Annotated in this window: 17 protein-coding genes and 2 pseudogenes; 10 read left to right on the forward strand and 9 right to left on the reverse strand. The window is 61.1% G+C overall.

Annotated elements, in window-relative coordinates:
* Positions 1–2 precede the first annotated feature (2 nt).
* Positions 3–530, forward strand: a complete 528-nt coding sequence (locus AB4O12_RS10865) for a TRAP transporter small permease (protein ID WP_056789065.1) — start codon at positions 3–5, stop codon at positions 528–530.
* On the forward strand, positions 530–1,810 hold the full coding sequence (locus AB4O12_RS10870) for a TRAP transporter large permease (RefSeq protein ID WP_016775191.1): 1,281 nt from the start codon (positions 530–532) through the stop codon (positions 1,808–1,810). The genes AB4O12_RS10865 and AB4O12_RS10870 overlap by 1 nt, the downstream gene beginning before the upstream one ends.
* 85 nt (positions 1,811–1,895) lie before the next feature.
* On the opposite strand, the gene AB4O12_RS10875 is transcribed toward AB4O12_RS10870, so the two are convergent.
* The 3 genes from AB4O12_RS10875 to AB4O12_RS10885 form a co-directional block, all read right to left on the reverse strand.
* On the reverse strand, positions 1,896–2,696 hold the full coding sequence (locus AB4O12_RS10875; RefSeq protein ID WP_150634990.1) for a sulfite exporter TauE/SafE family protein: 801 nt from the start codon (positions 2,694–2,696) through the stop codon (positions 1,896–1,898).
* Between the two features lie 10 nt (positions 2,697–2,706).
* Entirely contained in the window at positions 2,707–3,951 is a 1,245-nt protein-coding gene (locus AB4O12_RS10880; RefSeq protein WP_460061859.1) for an NAD(P)/FAD-dependent oxidoreductase, read from the reverse strand.
* Positions 3,952–4,118: 167 nt separating this feature from the next.
* Positions 4,119–4,460, reverse strand: a complete 342-nt coding sequence (locus tag AB4O12_RS10885; protein WP_016775194.1) for an ArsR/SmtB family transcription factor — start codon at positions 4,458–4,460, stop codon at positions 4,119–4,121.
* Between the two features lie 92 nt (positions 4,461–4,552).
* On the opposite strand from AB4O12_RS10885, the pseudogene AB4O12_RS10890 reads away from it, so the two are divergent.
* Positions 4,553–5,415: pseudogene (locus AB4O12_RS10890) on the forward strand (MBL fold metallo-hydrolase).
* 87 nt (positions 5,416–5,502) lie between these two features.
* Here AB4O12_RS10890 and bkdR read toward each other — a convergent pair.
* Positions 5,503–5,991 carry a Bkd operon transcriptional regulator BkdR gene (bkdR, locus tag AB4O12_RS10895; RefSeq protein ID WP_039762201.1) on the reverse strand — a complete coding sequence of 163 codons (489 nt, stop codon included), beginning with the start codon at positions 5,989–5,991 and terminating at the stop codon, positions 5,503–5,505.
* Positions 5,992–6,176: 185 nt separating this feature from the next.
* On the opposite strand from bkdR, the gene AB4O12_RS10900 reads away from it, so the two are divergent.
* From AB4O12_RS10900 to AB4O12_RS10920, 5 genes are all read left to right on the forward strand, one after another.
* A complete protein-coding gene (locus tag AB4O12_RS10900) occupies positions 6,177–7,412 on the forward strand; it encodes a thiamine pyrophosphate-dependent enzyme (protein ID WP_460061862.1) in 1,236 nt (411 codons plus the stop codon).
* A gap of 1 nt (position 7,413) precedes the next feature.
* Positions 7,414–8,472, forward strand: a complete 1,059-nt coding sequence (locus AB4O12_RS10905) for an alpha-ketoacid dehydrogenase subunit beta (RefSeq protein WP_003224000.1) — start codon at positions 7,414–7,416, stop codon at positions 8,470–8,472.
* A complete protein-coding gene (locus AB4O12_RS10910) occupies positions 8,473–9,747 on the forward strand; it encodes a dihydrolipoamide acetyltransferase family protein (protein ID WP_056789044.1) in 1,275 nt (424 codons plus the stop codon). It abuts the gene before it with no gap.
* A gap of 6 nt (positions 9,748–9,753) precedes the next feature.
* Positions 9,754–11,127 carry a dihydrolipoyl dehydrogenase gene (gene lpdA / locus AB4O12_RS10915; protein ID WP_460061864.1) on the forward strand — a complete coding sequence of 458 codons (1,374 nt, stop codon included), beginning with the start codon at positions 9,754–9,756 and terminating at the stop codon, positions 11,125–11,127.
* 234 nt (positions 11,128–11,361) lie between these two features.
* Positions 11,362–12,381, forward strand: coding sequence for a branched-chain amino acid aminotransferase (locus tag AB4O12_RS10920; RefSeq protein ID WP_016775201.1), 1,020 nt, complete (start codon positions 11,362–11,364; stop codon positions 12,379–12,381).
* Positions 12,382–12,651: 270 nt separating this feature from the next.
* Here the strand turns inward: AB4O12_RS10920 and AB4O12_RS10925 are convergent.
* The 4 genes and pseudogenes from AB4O12_RS10925 to AB4O12_RS10940 all read right to left on the reverse strand — a co-directional run.
* Positions 12,652–13,470: pseudogene (locus tag AB4O12_RS10925) on the reverse strand (TIGR03915 family putative DNA repair protein); the annotation flags it as partial.
* Positions 13,467–14,687, reverse strand: a complete 1,221-nt coding sequence (locus tag AB4O12_RS10930) for a putative DNA modification/repair radical SAM protein (RefSeq protein WP_252882244.1) — start codon at positions 14,685–14,687, stop codon at positions 13,467–13,469. The gene AB4O12_RS10930 and the pseudogene AB4O12_RS10925, both read right to left, overlap by 4 nt.
* 167 nt (positions 14,688–14,854) lie before the next feature.
* Entirely contained in the window at positions 14,855–16,174 is a 1,320-nt protein-coding gene (locus tag AB4O12_RS10935; protein ID WP_150741104.1) for an Nramp family divalent metal transporter, read from the reverse strand.
* Positions 16,175–16,254: 80 nt separating this feature from the next.
* Positions 16,255–16,791 carry a chalcone isomerase family protein gene (locus tag AB4O12_RS10940; RefSeq protein WP_460061868.1) on the reverse strand — a complete coding sequence of 179 codons (537 nt, stop codon included), beginning with the start codon at positions 16,789–16,791 and terminating at the stop codon, positions 16,255–16,257.
* Between the two features lie 146 nt (positions 16,792–16,937).
* On the opposite strand from AB4O12_RS10940, the gene AB4O12_RS10945 reads away from it, so the two are divergent.
* Together AB4O12_RS10945 and AB4O12_RS10950 are read left to right on the forward strand one after the other, a co-directional pair.
* Positions 16,938–17,711 carry a hypothetical protein gene (locus AB4O12_RS10945; protein WP_460061870.1) on the forward strand — a complete coding sequence of 258 codons (774 nt, stop codon included), beginning with the start codon at positions 16,938–16,940 and terminating at the stop codon, positions 17,709–17,711.
* A gap of 44 nt (positions 17,712–17,755) precedes the next feature.
* Complete coding sequence (locus tag AB4O12_RS10950; RefSeq protein ID WP_460061872.1) at positions 17,756–18,352, forward strand: DcrB/PsbP domain-containing protein; 597 nt, start codon at positions 17,756–17,758, stop codon at positions 18,350–18,352.
* Here AB4O12_RS10950 and AB4O12_RS10955 read toward each other — a convergent pair.
* Positions 18,342–19,058 (reverse strand): alpha/beta hydrolase, encoded by a 717-nt coding sequence (locus tag AB4O12_RS10955; RefSeq protein WP_460061875.1) that lies wholly within the window; start codon positions 19,056–19,058, stop codon positions 18,342–18,344. The genes AB4O12_RS10950 and AB4O12_RS10955 overlap by 11 nt on opposite strands.
* Positions 19,059–19,147: the final 89 nt, after the last annotated feature.

Genomic DNA, 19,147 nt, shown 5'->3' on the forward strand with positions numbered 1-19,147 from the left:
CGATGAAGAATCTGCTGCTGCGTATCAACGACAAGATCTACATGACGTGCATCTGGGTCGCCGGCCTTTCCGTCCTGGCGATTTCCCTGATGATTCCCTGGGGCGTCTTCGCCCGCTACGTGCTCGGCACCGGCTCCAGCTGGCCAGAGCCGACGGCGATCCTGCTGATGATGGTGTTCACCTTCATCGGCGCCGCCGCCAGTTACCGCGCCGGTGCGCACATGGCCGTGGCCATGCTCACCGACCGCATGCCACCGCAGCTGAAATCCGCAGCAGCGATTTTTTCGCAACTGCTGATGGCGGCAATCTGCATCTTCATGACCATCTGGGGCACCAAGCTGTGCATCTCCACCTGGAACCAGTTCATGGCCGCCCTGCCCGATCTGCGCGTTGGCGTAACGTATTTGCCGATCCCCGTGGGCGGCCTGCTGACGCTGATTTTTGTTCTGGAAAAACTCTTGCTCGGTGACCAGAGCAAACGGCGGGTCGTGCAGTTCGACCTGGTTGAAGAAAGTGAAGGTGCCGCTTAATGGACGCTCTGATTCTGCTGGGCAGTTTTATCGTATTGATCCTGATCGGCATGCCGGTCGCCTACGCGTTGGGCGCCGCTGCGCTGATCGGCGCTTGGTGGATCGACATTCCATTCCAGGCGGTGATGATCCAGGTCGCCTCGGGGGTGAACAAATTCTCGCTGCTGGCCATTCCGTTCTTCGTCCTGGCCGGCGCGATCATGGCCGAGGGCGGCATGTCCCGGCGGTTGGTGGCGTGTGCCGGCGTGCTGGTAGGTTTCGTCCGTGGTGGCCTGTCACTGGTCAACATCGTTGCCTCGACGTTCTTCGGCGCGATCTCCGGTTCTTCGGTGGCCGACACCGCGTCGGTAGGCTCGGTGCTGATCCCGGAAATGGAACGCAAGGGCTATCCACGGGACTTCTCCACCGCCGTGACCGTCAGCGGTTCGGTGCAAGCCCTGCTGACCCCGCCAAGCCATAACTCGGTGCTCTACTCGCTGGCCGCTGGCGGTACGGTGTCGATCGCTTCGCTGTTCATGGCCGGCATCGTCCCGGGCCTGCTGATGAGCGCCTGCCTGATGGTGCTGTGCCTGATCTTCGCGAAAAAGCGCAACTACCCCAAGGGCGAAGTGATTCCGATGCGCCAGGCGCTGAAGATCGTCGGCGAAGCCCTGTGGGGCATGATGGCGATGGTGATCATCCTCGGCGGCATTCTCTCAGGGATTTTCACCGCCACTGAATCGGCGGCCATCGCGGTACTTTGGTCATTCTTCGTGACCATGTTCATCTACCGCGACTACAAATGGAGCGAACTGCCCAAGCTGATGCACCGCACGGTGCGCACCATCTCCATTGTGATGATCCTGATCGGTTTCGCCGCCAGCTTCGGCTATATCATGACCCTGATGCAGATCCCGGCGAAGATCACCACGCTGTTCCTGACCCTGTCGGACAACCGTTACGTGATCCTGATGTGCATCAACGTGATGTTGCTGCTGTTGGGCACGGTGATGGACATGGCGCCGCTGATTCTGATCCTCACGCCGATCCTGATGCCAGTGATCATGGGCATCGGTGTCGATCCGGTGCAGTTCGGCATGATCATGCTGGTCAACCTGGGGATCGGATTGATAACACCGCCGGTGGGCGCCGTGCTCTTCGTCGGCTCGGCGGTGGGCAAGGTCAGTATCGAAAGCACCGTAAAAGCGCTGCTGCCGTTCTATGGCGTGCTGTTCCTGGTGCTGCTGCTGGTGACCTACGTTCCAGCGATTTCGCTGTGGCTGCCGCACCTGGTGTTGTAACCCGCTGAAAAGATCGCAGCTCCTGCAGGAATCGCATACCCCTGTGGGAGCTGTCGAGTGCAACGAGGCTGCGATCTGTTGATCTTCACGCCCGCACCAGCATGTACCCCGCCACCACCAGACAGACACTGGCAAACCCCACCTGCAACGCCCGCGCCGGCACCTGCGCGCACAGCCTGCGACCGACGATCATGCCAACGATGCTGGCAACGATGAACGCCGCGCCCTGACTGTCGATACGCACCCCCGCATGAAACGCGCCGATCACCCCGATCGCGGAAATCAGACTGATCACCATCAACGACGTCGCAACGATGCCGCGCATCTGCACATCGGTCAGTTGCTTGAACGCCGGCACGATCAGAAAGCCGCCGCCGACGCCGAGTAAACCCGAAACCACGCCGGTAATCGCGCCCAGTGCAGCCAGAGTGGCGGTGCATTTGGCGGTCCAGTCGAAGCGCCCGGTCTGCTCGTTGAGCATGCAGTTTTTCTGGCCCCAACTGGCGTGGCCGTGATCGCTCGGCCCCGCTTGCTGACGGTCCTTTCTGAACATTCGCCAGGCGACCAGGACCATCAGCAGGCTGAACAGAATCATCAGAATCTTTTCCGGCAACTGATGCGCGAAGTAGATCCCCAGCGGCGAAAACACTGCGCCCAACGCGGCGATCAACAGCGCCGCGCGGTAACGCACCAGGCCATGGCGCAAACCATCGATCGCACCGACCGCTGCCGCGCTGCCGACCGCAAACAAGGCCACCGGCGCCGCTTGCGTCATCGTCCAGCCGAGCCCGAGCACCAGCGCCGGCACCGCGAGAATCCCGCCGCCCGCACCGGTCAGGCCGAGGACCAACCCCATCACCACGCCAAACAGACTTGCCAGCAACATAGGGGTTTTCTCAGTCGATCCTGGACAGACGCGTCAGCCACTCGCGGCCCTTGAGCATGCCGTGCCAGTAGAACCACGGCAGCAGCGTCGCCTTCAGCCACCATGCCGAACGGCGGGCCACGGTCGGGTCCAGCGGGAAGGTCGGCAGCAGTTTGCCGCCATAGCCGAACTCGGCGAGGATCACCTTGCCCTTCTCCACCGTCAGCGGGCAGGAACCGTAGCCGTCGTACTTGAGCGGCAGCGGCTGTTGTTTGCGCGCGGCCAGCAGATTTTGCGCAACGACGACCACCTGCTTGCGCACCGCTGCGGCAGTTTTCGCATTGCTGGTGCCGCAGATATCGCCCAGTGCGAACACGTCTGGATAACGCGGATGCTGCAGGCTGTGCGGATCGACCTCGCACCAACCGCCGGCATCGGCCAGCGCACTTTGTGAGATGAAATCCGGCGCGACTTGTGGCGGCACGACGTGCAGCAGGTCGAAGGTTTTCGCGACCCGGCTGACATTGCCATCGGCGTCCTTGACGTCAAACCAGGCGGTTTTCGCCGGGCCGTCGACTTTGACCAGATTCGAGTTGAACGCCAGTTGCGCGTCGTACTGTTCGATGTACTTCATCAACGGCGGCACGAAGGTCGGCACGCCAAACAGCGCAGCGCCAGCGAGATTGAATTCAACCTTGATGTCTTTCAGCACAGCGGATTTGCGCCAGTAATCGCAAGACAGGTACAGGGCTTTTTGCGGCGCGCCGGCGCATTTGATCGGCATCGCCGGCTGGGTGAACAGCGCCCGGCCATCGCGCAGTTTCTGCACTTGATCCCAGGTGTACTGGGCGTGTTGATAGCTGTAGTTGGAGGTGACGCCGTGCTGACCGAGGCTTTCCCGCAAGCCTTCGATTTTCTCCCAGGCCAGGCGCAGGCCGGGGCAGACGATCAGGTTCTGATATCTGACGGTGCGCTGGTCGTCGAGGGTGAGTTGGCGGCTTTGCGGGTCGATAGCGCTGACACTGGCCTGAATCCACGTCGCCTGACGCGGCATGACTTTGCTCATCGGCCTGACCGTGTCCTTCACGTCAAACGCGCCACCGCCGACCAGCGTCCACGCCGGTTGATAGTAGTGCTGTGAACTCGGTTCGATCACGGTGACTTTGAGCTGCGGGTCACGCTTGAGCAGGCTGGCGACAAAACCGATGCCGGCCGTGCCACCGCCGATGACCACGATGTCCGCACTGATGGATAGGCCCCAGTGTTGATCGTTCATTGCTTGTTCCTTTTGCTGCACGCAAGGATTTTTTTGGCTCACCACAACAACCAATGTGGGAGCGAGCCTGCTCGCGAAAGCGGTGGCTCAGTCAACTATTCGTCGGCTGACACGCCGCCTTCGCGAGCAGGCTCGCTCCCACAGGAGATGTTTGTGAGGGCTGGCATTTATGGCTGTTCCCAGCTCTTGAGTACCGCTCCGCAATACAGCCCCGAGAGGGTTTTCATCACCTGGATCACTTCGTGACTGGCCAGGCCATAGAAAATGTATTTGCCTTCGCGGCGGGTCGCGACCAGGCCTTCATCGCGCAAGATGCCCAGTTGCTGGGACAGCGTCGGCTGGCGTACGCCGGTCATTTTTTCCAGTTCGCCGACGTTGCGTTCGCCCTGGGTCAGTTGACAGAGGATCAACAGGCGATCCTCATTGGCCAGGGCTTTGAGCAACGCGCAGGCTTTGGACGCCGAGGCGCGCAGTTGGGCGACTTCACATTCGGTCAGACTGGATTGCATTTGCACGAGGCCTTGAAGGTCACTTAAGCTGCGAACATTATGTTTTTACATAAAGTGTTGCAACCCGAAATTACCCAGCACAGGTTTTCGCCATGCCCGCCCTGATTGAAGCGTTCCTCGACCCCGCCTCCTCGACCTACAGCTACGTGGTCTACGAAGCCGACGGCGGCCAGTGCGCGATCGTCGACCCGGTGCTCGATTACGATGGCGCCGCCGGGCGCACCGGCACGGCGCAGGCGGACAAGATCATCGCTTTCGTGCGTGTGCATCGGCTGCAAGTGCAATGGCTACTGGAAACCCACGCCCACGCCGATCACCTGTCTGCCGCGCCGTACCTGCGTCGAGAACTGGGCGGCAAGATCGCCATAGGTGAATCGATCAGCAAAGTGCAGAATGTGTTCAAGGCGCTGTTCAATCTGGAGCCGGAATTTTGCGTCGATGGCTCGCAGTTCGATCACCTGTTCGCGCCGAACGAGTCATTCATGATCGGCAACCTCAAGGCCACCGCCCTGCACGTCCCCGGCCATACGCCAGCGGACATGGCCTACCTGGTCGACGGCGAGCAGATCCTGGTTGGTGACACGCTGTTCATGCCCGATGTCGGCACCGCGCGCTGTGATTTCCCTGGCGGCAATGCGCAGCAATTGTTCAAGTCGATCCAGAAGCTGTTGGCTTTTCCGGCGAGCGTGAAGCTTTACGTTTGCCACGATTACCCACCGAAGGCCGCGCCTCGCAGTGCCAGACCACTGTCGGCGAACAGCGCAAAAGCAATATTCATGTGCATGACGGGATCGATGAAGCGGCGTTCGTGGAGATGCGCACGACACGTGACGCTGGGTTAGGCATGCCGACGTTGCTGCTCCCGGCGATCCAGGTGAATGTACGGGCGGGGAATATGCCGACGGCGGAAGACAACGGCGTGGTTTACCTGAAGATTCCGCTCAACAAACTTTAACGTCAAAAGATCGCAGCCTTCGGCAGCTCCTACATTTGGAATACGGTGCAACTGTAGGAGCTGCCGAAGGCTGCGATGTTTTGATCTTCACGTCCCCAACGTCAAACCGTTCGCAGGCAACGGCAACGCGGTCTTATAACGCACCTGCTTCAGCGCAAAGCTCGATCGGATGTTCGCCACCCCCGGCACCTTGGTCAGAAAATCCATCATGAAGCGTTCCAGCGACTGGATGCTCGGCACCAGCACGCGAATCAGATAATCCGGATCACCCGCCATCAAGTAGCACTCCATCACCTCCGGCCGATCAGAAATCGCCTCCTCGAAGTGCTGCAGCGCTTCCTCCACCTGCTTTTCCAGGCTGACGTGAATGAACACATTCACATGCAGCCCCAGCAGATCGGCATCCAGCAACGTGACCTGCTCGCGAATCAGACCCAATTCTTCCATGGCCTTGACCCGGTTGAAGCATGGCGTCGGCGACAGGTTCACCGAACGGGCGAGGTCGGCATTGGTGATCCGCGCGTTCTCTTGAAGGCTGTTGAGAATGCCGATGTCGGTACGGTCCAGTTTGCGCATGAGACAAAACCACCTGTTTTTTATGTTTATGCAGAATTTCTATCTGCAAATGGTCGCCAGCGCAACGAAACACAGAGAAATATTCTTCTTGGCCACGCCTATGATTGTTGTAGGACAAGATTTCCCCTACCCGGGAATGACTGCCAGCTCACTACAAGAAATTCACAAGATCGAGCGTAGAAGCCATGACCCAAGCGTATGAACCGCTGCGCCTGCACGTCCCTGAACCCTCGGGCCGTCCCGGCTGCAAAACCGATTTTTCCTACCTGCATTTGACCGATGCCGGTACGGTGCGCAAACCTCCTGTCGATGTAGAACCTGCCGATACCGCCGACCTCGCCCGTGGCCTGATTCGCGTGCTTGACGATCAGGGCAACGCCCTCGGCCCGTGGGCCGAAAACGTGCCGGTCGAGATCCTGCGCAAAGGCATGCGCGCGATGCTCAAGACGCGCATCTACGACAACCGCATGGTCGTCGCCCAGCGGCAGAAAAAGATGTCGTTCTACATGCAGAGCCTTGGCGAGGAAGCCATCGGCAGCGCTCAGGCTCTGGCGCTGAACATCGACGACATGTGCTTCCCGACCTACCGCCAGCAAAGCATTCTCATGGCCCGCGAGGTGCCGCTGGTCGACCTGATCTGCCAGTTGCTGTCCAACGAGCGCGATCCGCTCAAGGGCCGCCAGTTGCCGATCATGTACTCGGTCAAGGACGCTGGCTTCTTCACCATTTCCGGCAACCTCGCCACCCAATTCATTCAGGGCGTCGGTTGGGGCATGGCCTCGGCGATCAAGGGCGATACGAAAATCGCCTCGGCGTGGATCGGTGACGGCGCCACCGCCGAATCGGACTTCCACACCGCCCTCACCTTCGCCCACGTTTATCGCGCGCCGGTGATCCTCAATGTCGTGAATAACCAGTGGGCGATTTCCACCTTCCAGGCCATAGCCGGCGGTGAAGCCACGACTTTCGCCGGACGCGGCGTCGGTTGCGGCATCGCCTCGCTGCGTGTCGACGGCAACGACTTCTACGCGGTCTACGCCGCTTCCGCCTGGGCTGCCGAACGCGCCCGGCGCAACCTCGGCCCGACCATGATCGAATGGGTCACCTACCGCGCCGGCCCGCACTCGACCTCCGACGACCCATCGAAATACCGCCCTGCCGATGACTGGACCCACTTCCCGCTCGGCGATCCGATCGCGCGTCTGAAACAGCACCTGATCAAGGTCGGTCACTGGTCGGAGGAAGAGCACACCGCCGTCAGCGCTGAACTTGAAGCCGAAGTGATTGCCGCGCAGAAACAGGCCGAACAGTACGGCACCCTCGCCGGCGGTCAGATTCCAAGCGCCGCGACCATGTTCGAAGACGTCTACAAAGAGATGCCGGAGCACTTGAAGCGCCAGCGTCAGCAGTTGGGGATCTGACATGAACGATCACAACAACAATATTCAGTTGGAAACCGCCATGACCACGACCACCATGACCATGATCCAGGCCCTGCGCTCGGCCATGGATGTGATGCTTGAGCGTGATGACAACGTCGTCGTCTTCGGCCAGGACGTCGGTTACTTCGGCGGTGTGTTCCGCTGCACCGAAGGCCTGCAGACGAAGTACGGCACCTCGCGGGTGTTCGACGCACCGATTTCGGAAAGCGGCATCGTCGGCGTGGCTGTCGGCATGGGCGCTTACGGACTGCGCCCGGTCGCCGAAATCCAGTTCGCCGACTACGTCTACCCCGCCTCCGACCAGATCATTTCCGAAGCGGCGCGTCTGCGTTATCGCTCGGCTGGCGAATTCACCGCACCGATGACCCTGCGCATGCCTTGCGGCGGCGGCATCTACGGCGGCCAGACCCACAGCCAGAGCATCGAGGCGATGTTCACTCAGGTCTGCGGTCTGCGCACGGTCATGCCGTCCAACCCGTACGACGCCAAAGGCCTGCTGATCGCCTCCATCGAAAACGATGACCCGGTGATCTTCCTTGAGCCGAAACGCCTGTACAACGGCCCGTTCGACGGCCACCACGACCGCCCGGTAACCCCGTGGTCGAAACACCCGCAAGCCCAGGTGCCGGACGGTTACTACACCGTGCCGCTGGACGTCGCCGCGATCACTCGCCCGGGCAAGGACGTGACCGTGCTGACCTACGGCACCACCGTCTACGTCTCGCAAGTCGCTGCCGAAGAATCCGGCGTCGATGCCGAAGTCATCGACCTGCGCAGCCTGTGGCCGCTGGACCTGGAAACCATCGTCAAGTCGGTGAAGAAAACCGGCCGCTGCGTGGTGGTTCACGAAGCCACCCGTACCTGCGGTTTCGGCGCCGAGCTGGTGTCGCTGGTGCAAGAGCATTGCTTCCATCACCTGGAAGCGCCGATCGAACGCGTCACCGGTTGGGACACGCCCTACCCGCACGCGCAGGAGTGGGCGTATTTCCCAGGGCCGTCCCGCGTGGGCGCGGCGTTGAAACGGGTCATGGAGGTCTGAATGGGCACGCACGTTATCAAGATGCCGGACATCGGCGAAGGCATCGCAGAAGTAGAACTGTCGCAGTGGCACGTCAAGGTTGGCGATCTGGTGGTTGAAGACCAGGTGCTGGCGGATGTGATGACCGACAAGGCGATGGTCGATATTCCGTCGCCGGTGCACGGGAAAGTGATTGCGCTCGGTGGTCAGCCGGGTGAAGTCATGGCGGTTGGCAGTGTGTTGATCAGCATCGAGGTTGAAGGTGCTGGCAACCTTAAAGAGTCCGCCGCACCCGCGCCGGTCAAAGAAGCACCGGTTGCGCCGAAAGTTGAGACCGCTGTCGAAAGCAAACCCGCCGCAGCCGCCGCACCACGTCCGGCTGCCGTTTGCCAGGGCCCGATGGTCGCTCGCGAAGCGGATGAACGCCCGCTAGCCTCGCCAGCCGTGCGCAAACATGCGCTGGATCTGGGCATTCAATTGCGCTTGGTGCGCGGTTCCGGCCCGGCCGGTCGCGTGTTGCACGAAGACCTTGAAGCCTATCTGGCGCAAGGTCAGTCGAACGCTTCGGCGCCGGCCGCTGCCGCTTATGCCCAGCGCCACGACGAAGAACAGATTCAAGTGATCGGCATGCGCCGCAAGATCGCCCAGCGCATGCAAGATGCTACTCAGCGTGCCGCGCACTTCAGTTATGTCGAGGAAATCGACGTCACCGCAATCGAAGAACTGCGCGCGCATCTGAATGAAAAACATGGCGCCAGCCGTGGCAAGTTGACCTTGTTGCCGTTCCTCGTTCGCGCGCTGGTCGTCGCCCTGCGCGACTTCCCGCAGATGAACGCCCGTTACGATGACGAAGCGCAAGTCATCACTCGCCTCGGTGCGGTGCATGTCGGCGTCGCCACGCAAAGCGATGTCGGCCTGATGGTGCCCGTCGTGCGTCACGCCGAAGCGCGCAGCCTGTGGGACAGCGCCGCGGAAATTTCGCGTTTGGCCAACGCCGCGCGCAATGGCAAGGCCAGCCGCGATGAGCTGTCCGGTTCGACCATCACTCTGACCAGCCTCGGCGCATTGGGCGGCATTGTCAGCACGCCGGTGCTGAACCTGCCGGAAGTGGCCATTGTCGGCGTGAACAAAATTGTCGAACGGCCAATGGTGGTCAAAGGCCAAGTGGTGATCCGCAAGATGATGAACCTCTCCAGCTCCTTCGATCACCGCGTGGTCGACGGCATGGACGCGGCGCTCTTCATTCAGGCCATTCGTGGCTTGCTCGAACAACCCGCTACCTTGTTTGTGGAGTAAGCCCGAATGCAATCTCTGAACACCACGCTGCTGATTATCGGCGGCGGCCCCGGCGGTTACGTGACCGCGATCCGCGCCGGGCAATTGGGTATTCCGACCATTCTGGTCGAAGGCCAATCGTTGGGCGGCACCTGCCTGAATATCGGCTGCATTCCGTCGAAAGCGCTGATTCATGTGGCTGAGCAGTTTCATCAGACGCAGCATCACAGCCAGCATTCGGCGCTCGGCATCAGCGTTGCCGCGCCGACCCTGGATATCAGCAAAAGCGTCGAGTGGAAGGACGGCATCGTTGATCGCCTGACCACTGGCGTCGCCGCGCTGCTGAAGAAAAACAAGGTCCAGGTCATCAATGGCTGGGCGAAAATCATCGACGGCAAAACCGTGGAAGTCGGCGATACGCGCATCCAGTGCGAACATCTTGTGCTGGCCACCGGTTCGACCAGCGTCAACCTGCCGATCCTGCCGATTGGCGGGCCGATAATCTCCTCCACCGAAGCGCTGGCACCGACGTCTGTGCCGAAACGTCTGGTGGTGGTCGGCGGTGGTTACATCGGCCTGGAGCTGGGCATCGCTTATCGCAAGCTCGGCGCCGAAGTCAGCGTGGTCGAGGCGCAGGACCGGATTCTGCCGGCCTATGACGCGGAGCTGACACAACCGGTCCACGACGCGCTGAAGCAGTTGGGCGTGAAGCTGTACCTCAAGCACAGCGTGCTCGGTTTCGACGGCACGTTGCAGGTGCGCGATCCCGAAGGCGAAACCCTCAATCTGGAAACCGATCAGGTACTGGTTGCCGTCGGCCGCAAACCCAATACGCAGGGATTTAATCTCGAAGCGCTGAATCTGGACATGAACGGTTCGGCGATCAAGAACGACAGCCGTTGCCAGACCAGCATGCGCAACGTCTACGCCATTGGCGATGTGAGCGGCGAACCGATGCTGGCCCACCGCGCCATGGCTCAGGGCGAAATGGTTGCCGAGCTGATCAGTGGCAAGAGCCGTGAGTTCAACCCGACCGCCATCGCCGCCGTGTGCTTTACCGACCCGGAACTGGTGGTGGTCGGCAAAACTCCAGACGAGGCCAAGGCTGCCGGGCTGGACTGCATCGTTTCCAGCTTCCCGTTCGCCGCCAACGGCCGGGCGATGACCCTGGAATCGAAAAGCGGCTTCGTGCGCGTGGTCGCACGTCGCGACAATCATCTGATTGTCGGCTGGCAAGCGGTGGGCGTTGGGGTTTCCGAACTGTCGACGGCTTTTGCGCAGAGCCTGGAAATGGGCGCGCGACTGGAAGACATCGGCGGCACCATTCATGCGCACCCAACCTTGGGCGAAGCGGTGCAGGAAGCGGCGTTGCGGGCGCTGGGGCATGCGCTGCATCTGTGATGTGCGGTGGCAGTGATGGCCCCTTCGCGAGCAGGCTCGCTCCCACAATGGGAATGCATTTCAAATGTGGGAGCGAGCCTGCTCGCGAATTCTTGAGGGCAACACTATTTATCTGAGTGTCATCCGATAGTCCGGGCTGCGAAACCGCTCAAGAATGAAGTATTGTTGTGCCCATCCAAAAAAACGTCAGAAGCCTTGAACCGTTTCGGCGGTTGTTCAGTGATAGAGGGTGTCATGGGTAACGAAAGCATCAATTGGGACAAGCTGGGTTTTGACTACATCAAGACCGACAAGCGCTATCTGTCGTACTTTCGCGATGGCGAGTGGGACAAAGGCACCCTGACCGAAGATAACGTCCTGCACATCAGCGAAGGCTCCACCGCCCTTCACTATGGTCAGCAGTGCTTCGAAGGCATGAAGGCCTATCGCTGCAAGGACGGCTCGATCAACCTGTTCCGCCCGGACCAGAACGCCCTGCGCATGCAACGCAGCTGCGCGCGTCTGCTGATGCCGACGGTCGACACCGAGCAGTTCATCGAAGCCTGCAAAGCCGTGGTTCGCGCCAACGAGCGTTTCATCCCGCCGTACGGCACCGGCGGCGCGCTGTACCTGCGCCCGTTCGTGATCGGCGTCGGTGACAACATCGGCGTACGCACCGCGCCCGAATTCATTTTCTCGATCTTCTGCATCCCGGTCGGCGCCTACTTCAAGGGCGGCCTGACCCCGCACAACTTCCAGATCTCCAGCTACGACCGCGCGGCCCCGCAAGGCACCGGTGCGGCCAAGGTCGGTGGCAACTACGCTGCCAGCCTGATGCCGGGCTCGAAAGCCAAGAAAGCCAACTTCGCCGACGCGATCTACCTCGATCCGATGACCCACACCAAGATCGAAGAAGTCGGTTCGGCAAACTTCTTCGGGATCACCCACGACAACAAGTTCGTCACCCCGAACTCGCCATCGGTCCTGCCAGGCATCACCCGCCTGTCGCTGATCGAACTGGCCAAATCGCGTCTGGGCCTGGAAGTGGTTGAAGGCGACGTGCTGATCGACAAGCTGTCGGACTTCAAGGAAGCCGGTGCCTGCGGTACCGCTGCGGTGATCACGCCGATTGGCGGCATCAGCTACAACGACCACCTGCATGTGTTCCACAGCGAAACCGAGGTAGGCCCGGTAACCCAGCAGCTCTACAAAGAGCTGACTGGCGTGCAGACCGGCGACATCGAAGCGCCAGCGGGCTGGATCGTCAAGGTTTGATCTGACGACTGCTGATGCTCAAAGCCCTCCACCGAGTGATTGGTGGGGGGCTTTTTTGTAGGGCTGGGCTCTGGTGTCGTATTGAAAAACGTCACCCCCTCACCCCAGCCCTCTCCCCCAAGGGGGCGAGGGGGAAAGGGAGCCGACTTGTGCGCTTTTCAAAAATCGCGTTCACCTCGGCCATTCAGGTCGATGGAGTTCGCAAGAACACCTCGGTCGGCTCCCCCTCTCCCTCCGGGAGAGGGCTGGGGTGAGGGTAGGCTTTTCGCTCTTCAAGGCAATCCGTTTACCAAGTCGATCAGCAATCCCGCTCGCCTGCCCATTCTGTTGCTTGCCCATCCGCGCCTGGGTGATCAATCCCGGTATCAACTCCCCCTCCGGCAGATTCTTCCAGAACCGCACCGGCAGATGCCCTTGCATGACCTTCGGGTTCAACCGCGCCGGGTTGAAGATGTGGCTGTAGTAGGTCAACCACAAATCGCCGTGGGGATCGTCGACGTTCTGCGCCAGTTGCTGCCACTCAATCGGGCACTGCCGCTCGTGAATCAATTGCTCACCGTCGTAATAAACGCCGTCACGCGGTGTGGCGATCAACCAGCGATGCTGGCCCATGCGCCCGATAAAGTGCTCGCTGGCGCTGTGCAGAATGTCATGCGCCGGCTCATGCCACGCCACGTATTGTGGACCGGGCAGATCCTTCGACCGCTCGATGAAACGCACGAATGCATGCAGATGATGGGCCTCGCGGCTGACCTGCTTGATGCGCCGCTGCAACTCGCTGCCGAGTTTGTCGCCGGCCATCATCGCCGTGCGGTCGCCGTGACTGACGCGCCAGAGCACTTCATACAACAGGCTCCAGCGCTGTTCGCCGCGATAGCGCGCCGCTTGCTCAAGGGTGGCGAGCAGCGCGCGGGGAATACGCGCCTGAAACGGCCCCTGCCCTTCGGGCACCTGTTCATCACTGGCAAACAGATCGCCCGCCCCTTCCGCCGCCCAGCTCACCAGACTCGGATCGATTTCATGGCTGAGCAACCAGCGCGCCTGCTGGCGCCATGTGTCGAACAGATCGTCACAATCGAGACTGATCATCCCCACAACCCCATCTGCTGCGGCATCGGTCGGTCGCGCAATTGCTGATAGAGCATGTGGCTGGTGACTTCCGCCTGTTGCGGGTGGTAATCGCTGGTGATGATGAAAGGCTTCGCCTTGGCCAGCACGCAGCGCATCCGCGCCACGTCTTCGTAACGGATGCGGCGCTGGCGACGCAACTCGACCAGGCGCTCGGTGGTGCGCAAGCCGATGCCGGGGATGCGCGCGATCAACGTCGCGTCGGCACGGTTCAGGTCCAGCGGAAACACTTCGCGATTTTCCAGCGCCCAGGCCAGCTTCGGGTCGATATCGAGCGCCAGATTGCCCGGGCCTTTAAGCAATTCGTCAGCGCTGTAGCCGTAGCTGCGCAGGAGGAAATCAGCCTGATACAAACGGTGCTCGCGCATCAGCGGAGGCGCGGCGAGCGGTACGCTTTTCGGGCTGTCGGGGATCGGGCTGAACGCCGAGTAATAGACCCGGCGCAAACGGAAGTTGCCGTACAGGGACTGGGCGCTCTGGAGGATGGTGCTGTCGTCGGTGTCATCGGCACCGACGATCAATTGCGTGCTCTGCCCGGCCGGGGCGAATTTCGCCGAGCGCGGCTCGTTCAACACTGTTTGCACGCCGGTGTAGATGGTGTTCATCGCTTGCTTGATCGAGGTGATGTCCTTCTCCGGCGCCAGCGTCTGCAGGCTGGCATCGGTGGGCAATTCAATGTTGACGCTGAGACGGTCGGCATAACGCCCGGCTTCTTCGATCAAAGCAGGATCGGCTTCGGGAATGGTCTTCAAATGGATGTAGCCGCGAAACTCATGCTCTTCACGGAGCAACTTCGCCACGCGCACCAGTTGCTCCATGGTGTAGTCCGCCGAGCGGATGATCCCGGAGCTGAGAAACAGGCCGCTGACGCAGTTGCGCCGGTAGAAATCCATGGTCAGCGTCACGACTTCTTCCGGGGTGAAGCGCGCACGCGGCACATCGCTGGAACGGCGGTTGACGCAATACTGGCAATCGTAAAGGCAGAAGTTAGTCAGCAGGATTTTCAGCAACGACACACAGCGCCCGTCCGGCGTGTAGCTGTGACAGATGCCCATGCCATCCGTCGAACCGAGCCCGCTCTTGCCCTCGGAGCTGCGCTTGGGCGCACCACTGCTGGCGCAGGAGGCGTCGTACTTGGCGGCGTCGGCGAGGATGCTGAGCTTGTCGATGATTTGCATGGCACGGACTCTTTACTGTGTGCATATACAGTATAGGCTCGCCCGCCGCGAAACAAGTTGATGGATGACCCCTCGTCGGCTGGCCAGCTGAATTGTGGCCGCCCGCGAAAACCTGTGGGAGCGAGCCTGCTCGCGAAGAGGCCCTGCCAGTCACCGCAACTCAGCGATCAAACCGCCCACTGCAATATCAACCAGCTGTTCGCCCCGCTGATCAACACGAACAGCCCCCAGGCCAGCACCCGCGTGGGCCAGCGATTCACAAACGGCCCCATCAGCCGTTTGTCGTTGGTCATGCGGATCAGTGGGAACAGGGCAAACGGCAACTGCAGACTCAACACCACCTGGCTCAACACCAGCAACTTGCCGATCGCGTTATCGCCCATGAGCCAGACGCCGATGAACGCCGGAATCAGCGCCAGCCCGCGAGTGATCAAACGCCGCTGCCAGCACGGGATGCGCAGGTTCAGATAGCCCTCCATGATGACCTGCCCGGCGATGGTCCCGGTGAAGGTCGAACTTTGCCCCGACGCGAGCAGCGCCACGCCGAACAGCACACTGGCCAGCGCACCGCCAACCAGCGGGTCGAGCAGGTGATACGCGTCCTGAATATCGACCACATCGGTGTGTCCGGACTGGTGAAACGCCGCCGCCGCGAGAATCAGGATCGCCGCGTTGACCAGCAGCGCCAGGGCCAGCGAACCAATGGTGTCGATACGCGCGAGTTTCACCGCGTCCTGCTTGCTCGCCAGGTCCTTGCCGATCATCCGCGTCTGCACGATCGAGGTGTGCAGGTAAAGGTTATGCGGCATCACTGTGGCGCCGAGGATGCCAATGGCCAGATACAGCGGCGCGGCATCGCTGATGGCGGACAGCGAGGGTTTGAAGCCCAGCGCCACGTCTGGCCAGTACGGTTTGATCAACAACAATTCGACGAAAAAACAAACACCGATGGTCGCGACCAGCACCAGCATGATCGCTTCGAGACGACGGAATCCCCGGTTCTGCAGGGCCAGCACCAGCAGCGTGTCGAAAGCCGTCAGAGCGATGCCGAAGGTCAGCGAGCAACCGAGCAGCAAGTGAAATGCGAGAGCGCAGCCAAGCACTTCGGCGAGGTCGGTGGCGATGATCGAGATCTCCGCCAGTATCCATTGCAGGCGCGCGGTCGGCGTGCTGTAGCGCTCGCGGGACAGCTGCGCCAGATCGCGCCCGGTGGCGATGCCCAACCGCGAGCACAGGCACTGCACCACCATACCGGCCAGACTGGCCAGCAACACGACGAACAACAGGTTGTAGCCAAAACGCGAACCGGCCTCGATCGCGGTCGCCCAGTTGCCCGGGTCCATGTAGCCGATCGACACCAGCAAACCGGGACCGGCGAAACGCAGCACACGTTTGAAGAACGAGGCAGTCGGATCAACCGCAACACTGCCAGCCACTTCCGGCGGGCAAAACGGCGCGGTGGCGATTTTGGGCAGACTGAATTTCACGCACACATCCAGAAACAAAAACGGGAGCCCGGCAGCTTAGTCGTTTCGCCTGATGCCTTGAAGCGCAAAGATCACTGAACCTATGGGTTCACCCCCAGCAACTGCTCGCGCAACTCGGGACTGCGTGTTCGCGGATCCAGCCAGATATCGAAAAACGCCTTGGCAAACTGCGGATCCTCGATCTCATGCTGGAGCTTCTGCCCGACAAAAAACCGCGCGCCCTGCCCCGGCAGATACACGCCGGTAATCCGCGTGCCGGCCTGAACGTCGACAAAGGATTGCTGCATCTGCGCCTGCCAGCCGGCCAATTGCGCTGAAGTGACCCGGGGACCGGCCAGGCGTTTGATCTCATCGACGCTGGTGCTGACCAGATCGTCTCGCGAGATGTTGCGCCGGTAGATCAGCTCCAGAGCAAACGGCTGGCCGTCCGCCAGAGGCCGCACGGCACTCCACAACCGCGCGCTGTAAAAATCGAAGCCGAACACGCTGAAATCGCCACTGCCGATGATTTGCGCCCCTGGCACAGCGTCCTGCCAATTGGCCCACGTCGGCGTCAGCAACAGTGCCCACAAGCCGATGCCACAACAGCCACGTACGAGCTTGGGTGTTCTGTTCATCGCCGTATCGTCTCCGCTGCATTCTGATGATCAAAGCATAGCCGGATTCGCGCCTGAATTTTTGTATACAAAAACTGCGAACATAGGCAGCAATCTTTAATCGGCAGTGCTAACGTGGCTCATCCTGACCCGATGGAGACACCCGCGTGCTGATCCTCAAACTGCTGCTGATACCCGGTTTTCTCCTGCTGATTTCCCTGGCAGGCAAACGTTGGGGGCCGAGCGTGGCCGGGTGGCTGTCAGGATTGCCGGTAGTGGTCGGGCCGATTCTGTTCTTTCTGGCGATTGAACAAGGGCCGCAGTTTGCCGCGCAATCGGCGGTGGCGGCGCTGTCGGCAATGTTCGCGATGATCGCTTTCTGCATCACTTATGCGCAGGTGGCGCAGCGGGCGAACTGGCCGTGGGCGTTGACCATTTCACTGGCGGTTTGGGCCGCGCTGGCGGCGGTCTTGTCGGTGATCCCGGCGTCCTTACCGTTCTCGGTGATTGCGGCAGCGGTGGCACTGCTCGCTTCGCCTTATCTGTTCCCCGAGGTGCAGCCGGTGTTGCACGGGCCAGCACCGAAATCGGACAAACTGATCTGGCGGATGATCGCCGGTGCGGCGCTGACGCTGGTGGTGACGATGCTCGCCAGCACCGTCGGCGAACGCTGGAGCGGCCTTCTCGCGGTGTTCCCGGTGCTCGGCAGCGTCATGGCGGTGTTCTCGCAACAAACCCGCGGCCCGGCGTTTACCGCTGCGTTATTACGCGCAACGGCGACCGGCATGTATTCGTTCTCGGCGTTCTGCCTGGTGTCGGCCTTGACGCTGCCGACCATGGGCCTCAGCGGCTTCGCAGTGGGAGTGGCAGTGTCGGTGGCGATGCTCGGGGTGACCCGGCGTCTGCTGGCGCGGCCAGTGGCCAAGGCGCAAGCGCAATAACCGCCCGGACGAATCGCGCTGGAACGGCCGGCACGCTCCGTGGGATGATCGCCCGCCTCGCGCGACCATTCACCGGAGATTCACATGTCATTGTTGAGCAAAAAGCCGTCGTCCTGATGCTGGCGGCCGTCGCTGGTTTCGCCGCGATCAACGCGCACGCCGCCAAGGAAAAAGTCAAAACCGAGAAGGTCTCGCTGCTCGACGGTAAGTTTGCCTTTGTCCTGCCCAAAGGCTTTGTCGCCGACCCGCTGCCCGCCAGCCCGAGCGGTGCCAAGGGCACGATGTACACCAACCAGACCACCAAGACCGTGGTCATCGCCGCCGAAAACCAGATTCCCGCAGGGCAGAACGTCAAGGACAACGACGGTGAGTTTCTCGACGGCAGCGTGTCGAGTTTCATCGACGATCAGCGCAAGGCCCTGCCGGACTTCAACAAGCTCAGCGAGAAAAGCCTGACCCAGAAAGGCACCGGCCTGGGGCTGCGTCAGGTTGACAGCACCGCCACTCAGGGCGGTGGCCAAACCCTGAACACCACGCTGCTGGCCGGCTCGGGGACGAAGATGGCGCTGGTGCAGGTGATTTCCCGCGCCAGCGACAAGAAAGCTCACGATGCCTTGATCAAAGCCATCGTCAAGGATTGAGCCGCTGCAACCAGCCATTCAGATCGCGCAATTCGGCCGCACTGATGCTGTGGCCGACGCCCGGATAAGCGTGAAACTCGGGCTGGTAATCGAGTTTCTGCAATAGCGCGTTGGCCTCGGTGCCGTGACGGTAAGGCACCGGATCATCAGCGGTGCCATGGCCGATAAAAATGCGCAGCGGCAGCGGCGCTTGCCCAGGCTTGAGTTCGGCTTGGAGCACCGGCAACAAGCGCCCGCTCAACGCGGCAAACCCGCCCACGACCGCTGGCGCGCGCAGGCCCACTTCGTAGCTCATCATCGCGCCCTGGCTGAAGCCGATCAGGTACACCTTGTCCGGCGCGGCGTGATATTTCTTCGCCGCCTGGGCGATAAAGTCGCGCAGCTTCTGGCCGCTGACCTTCAGATCATCGGTCTCGCCGTTGTAGGCGCCTTCACCTTTCTTGCGAAACCACTGGAAACGTCCTTCACCCAACGTCATCGGCGCGCGCACGGAAAGGTAGTTGTACTGCGCCGGCAGCTGAAATTTCATGCCGATCAGATCGGCCTCGTTACTGCCGTAACCGTGCAGGAAAATCACCAGCGGACGTGGTTCAGCGTCGGCGTGGACCTGTTCGAGGTACTTGAGTGGCAGATCGGATTGCAGGGTGGTTTGCGCGTGAACGGCGGTGGATGCGAGCAGGGTCAGCAGGGCGAACAATTTCAGCATTGCAGCGTTCCTTCACAGAGTGTCGGGTTCGCGGGGGAGCCTAACATTCTCGGCTGAGGATCCAAATTTTGTGGTGCGGCTGATGCCGC

The organism is Pseudomonas sp. S2_A05 (genome assembly GCF_054668485.1).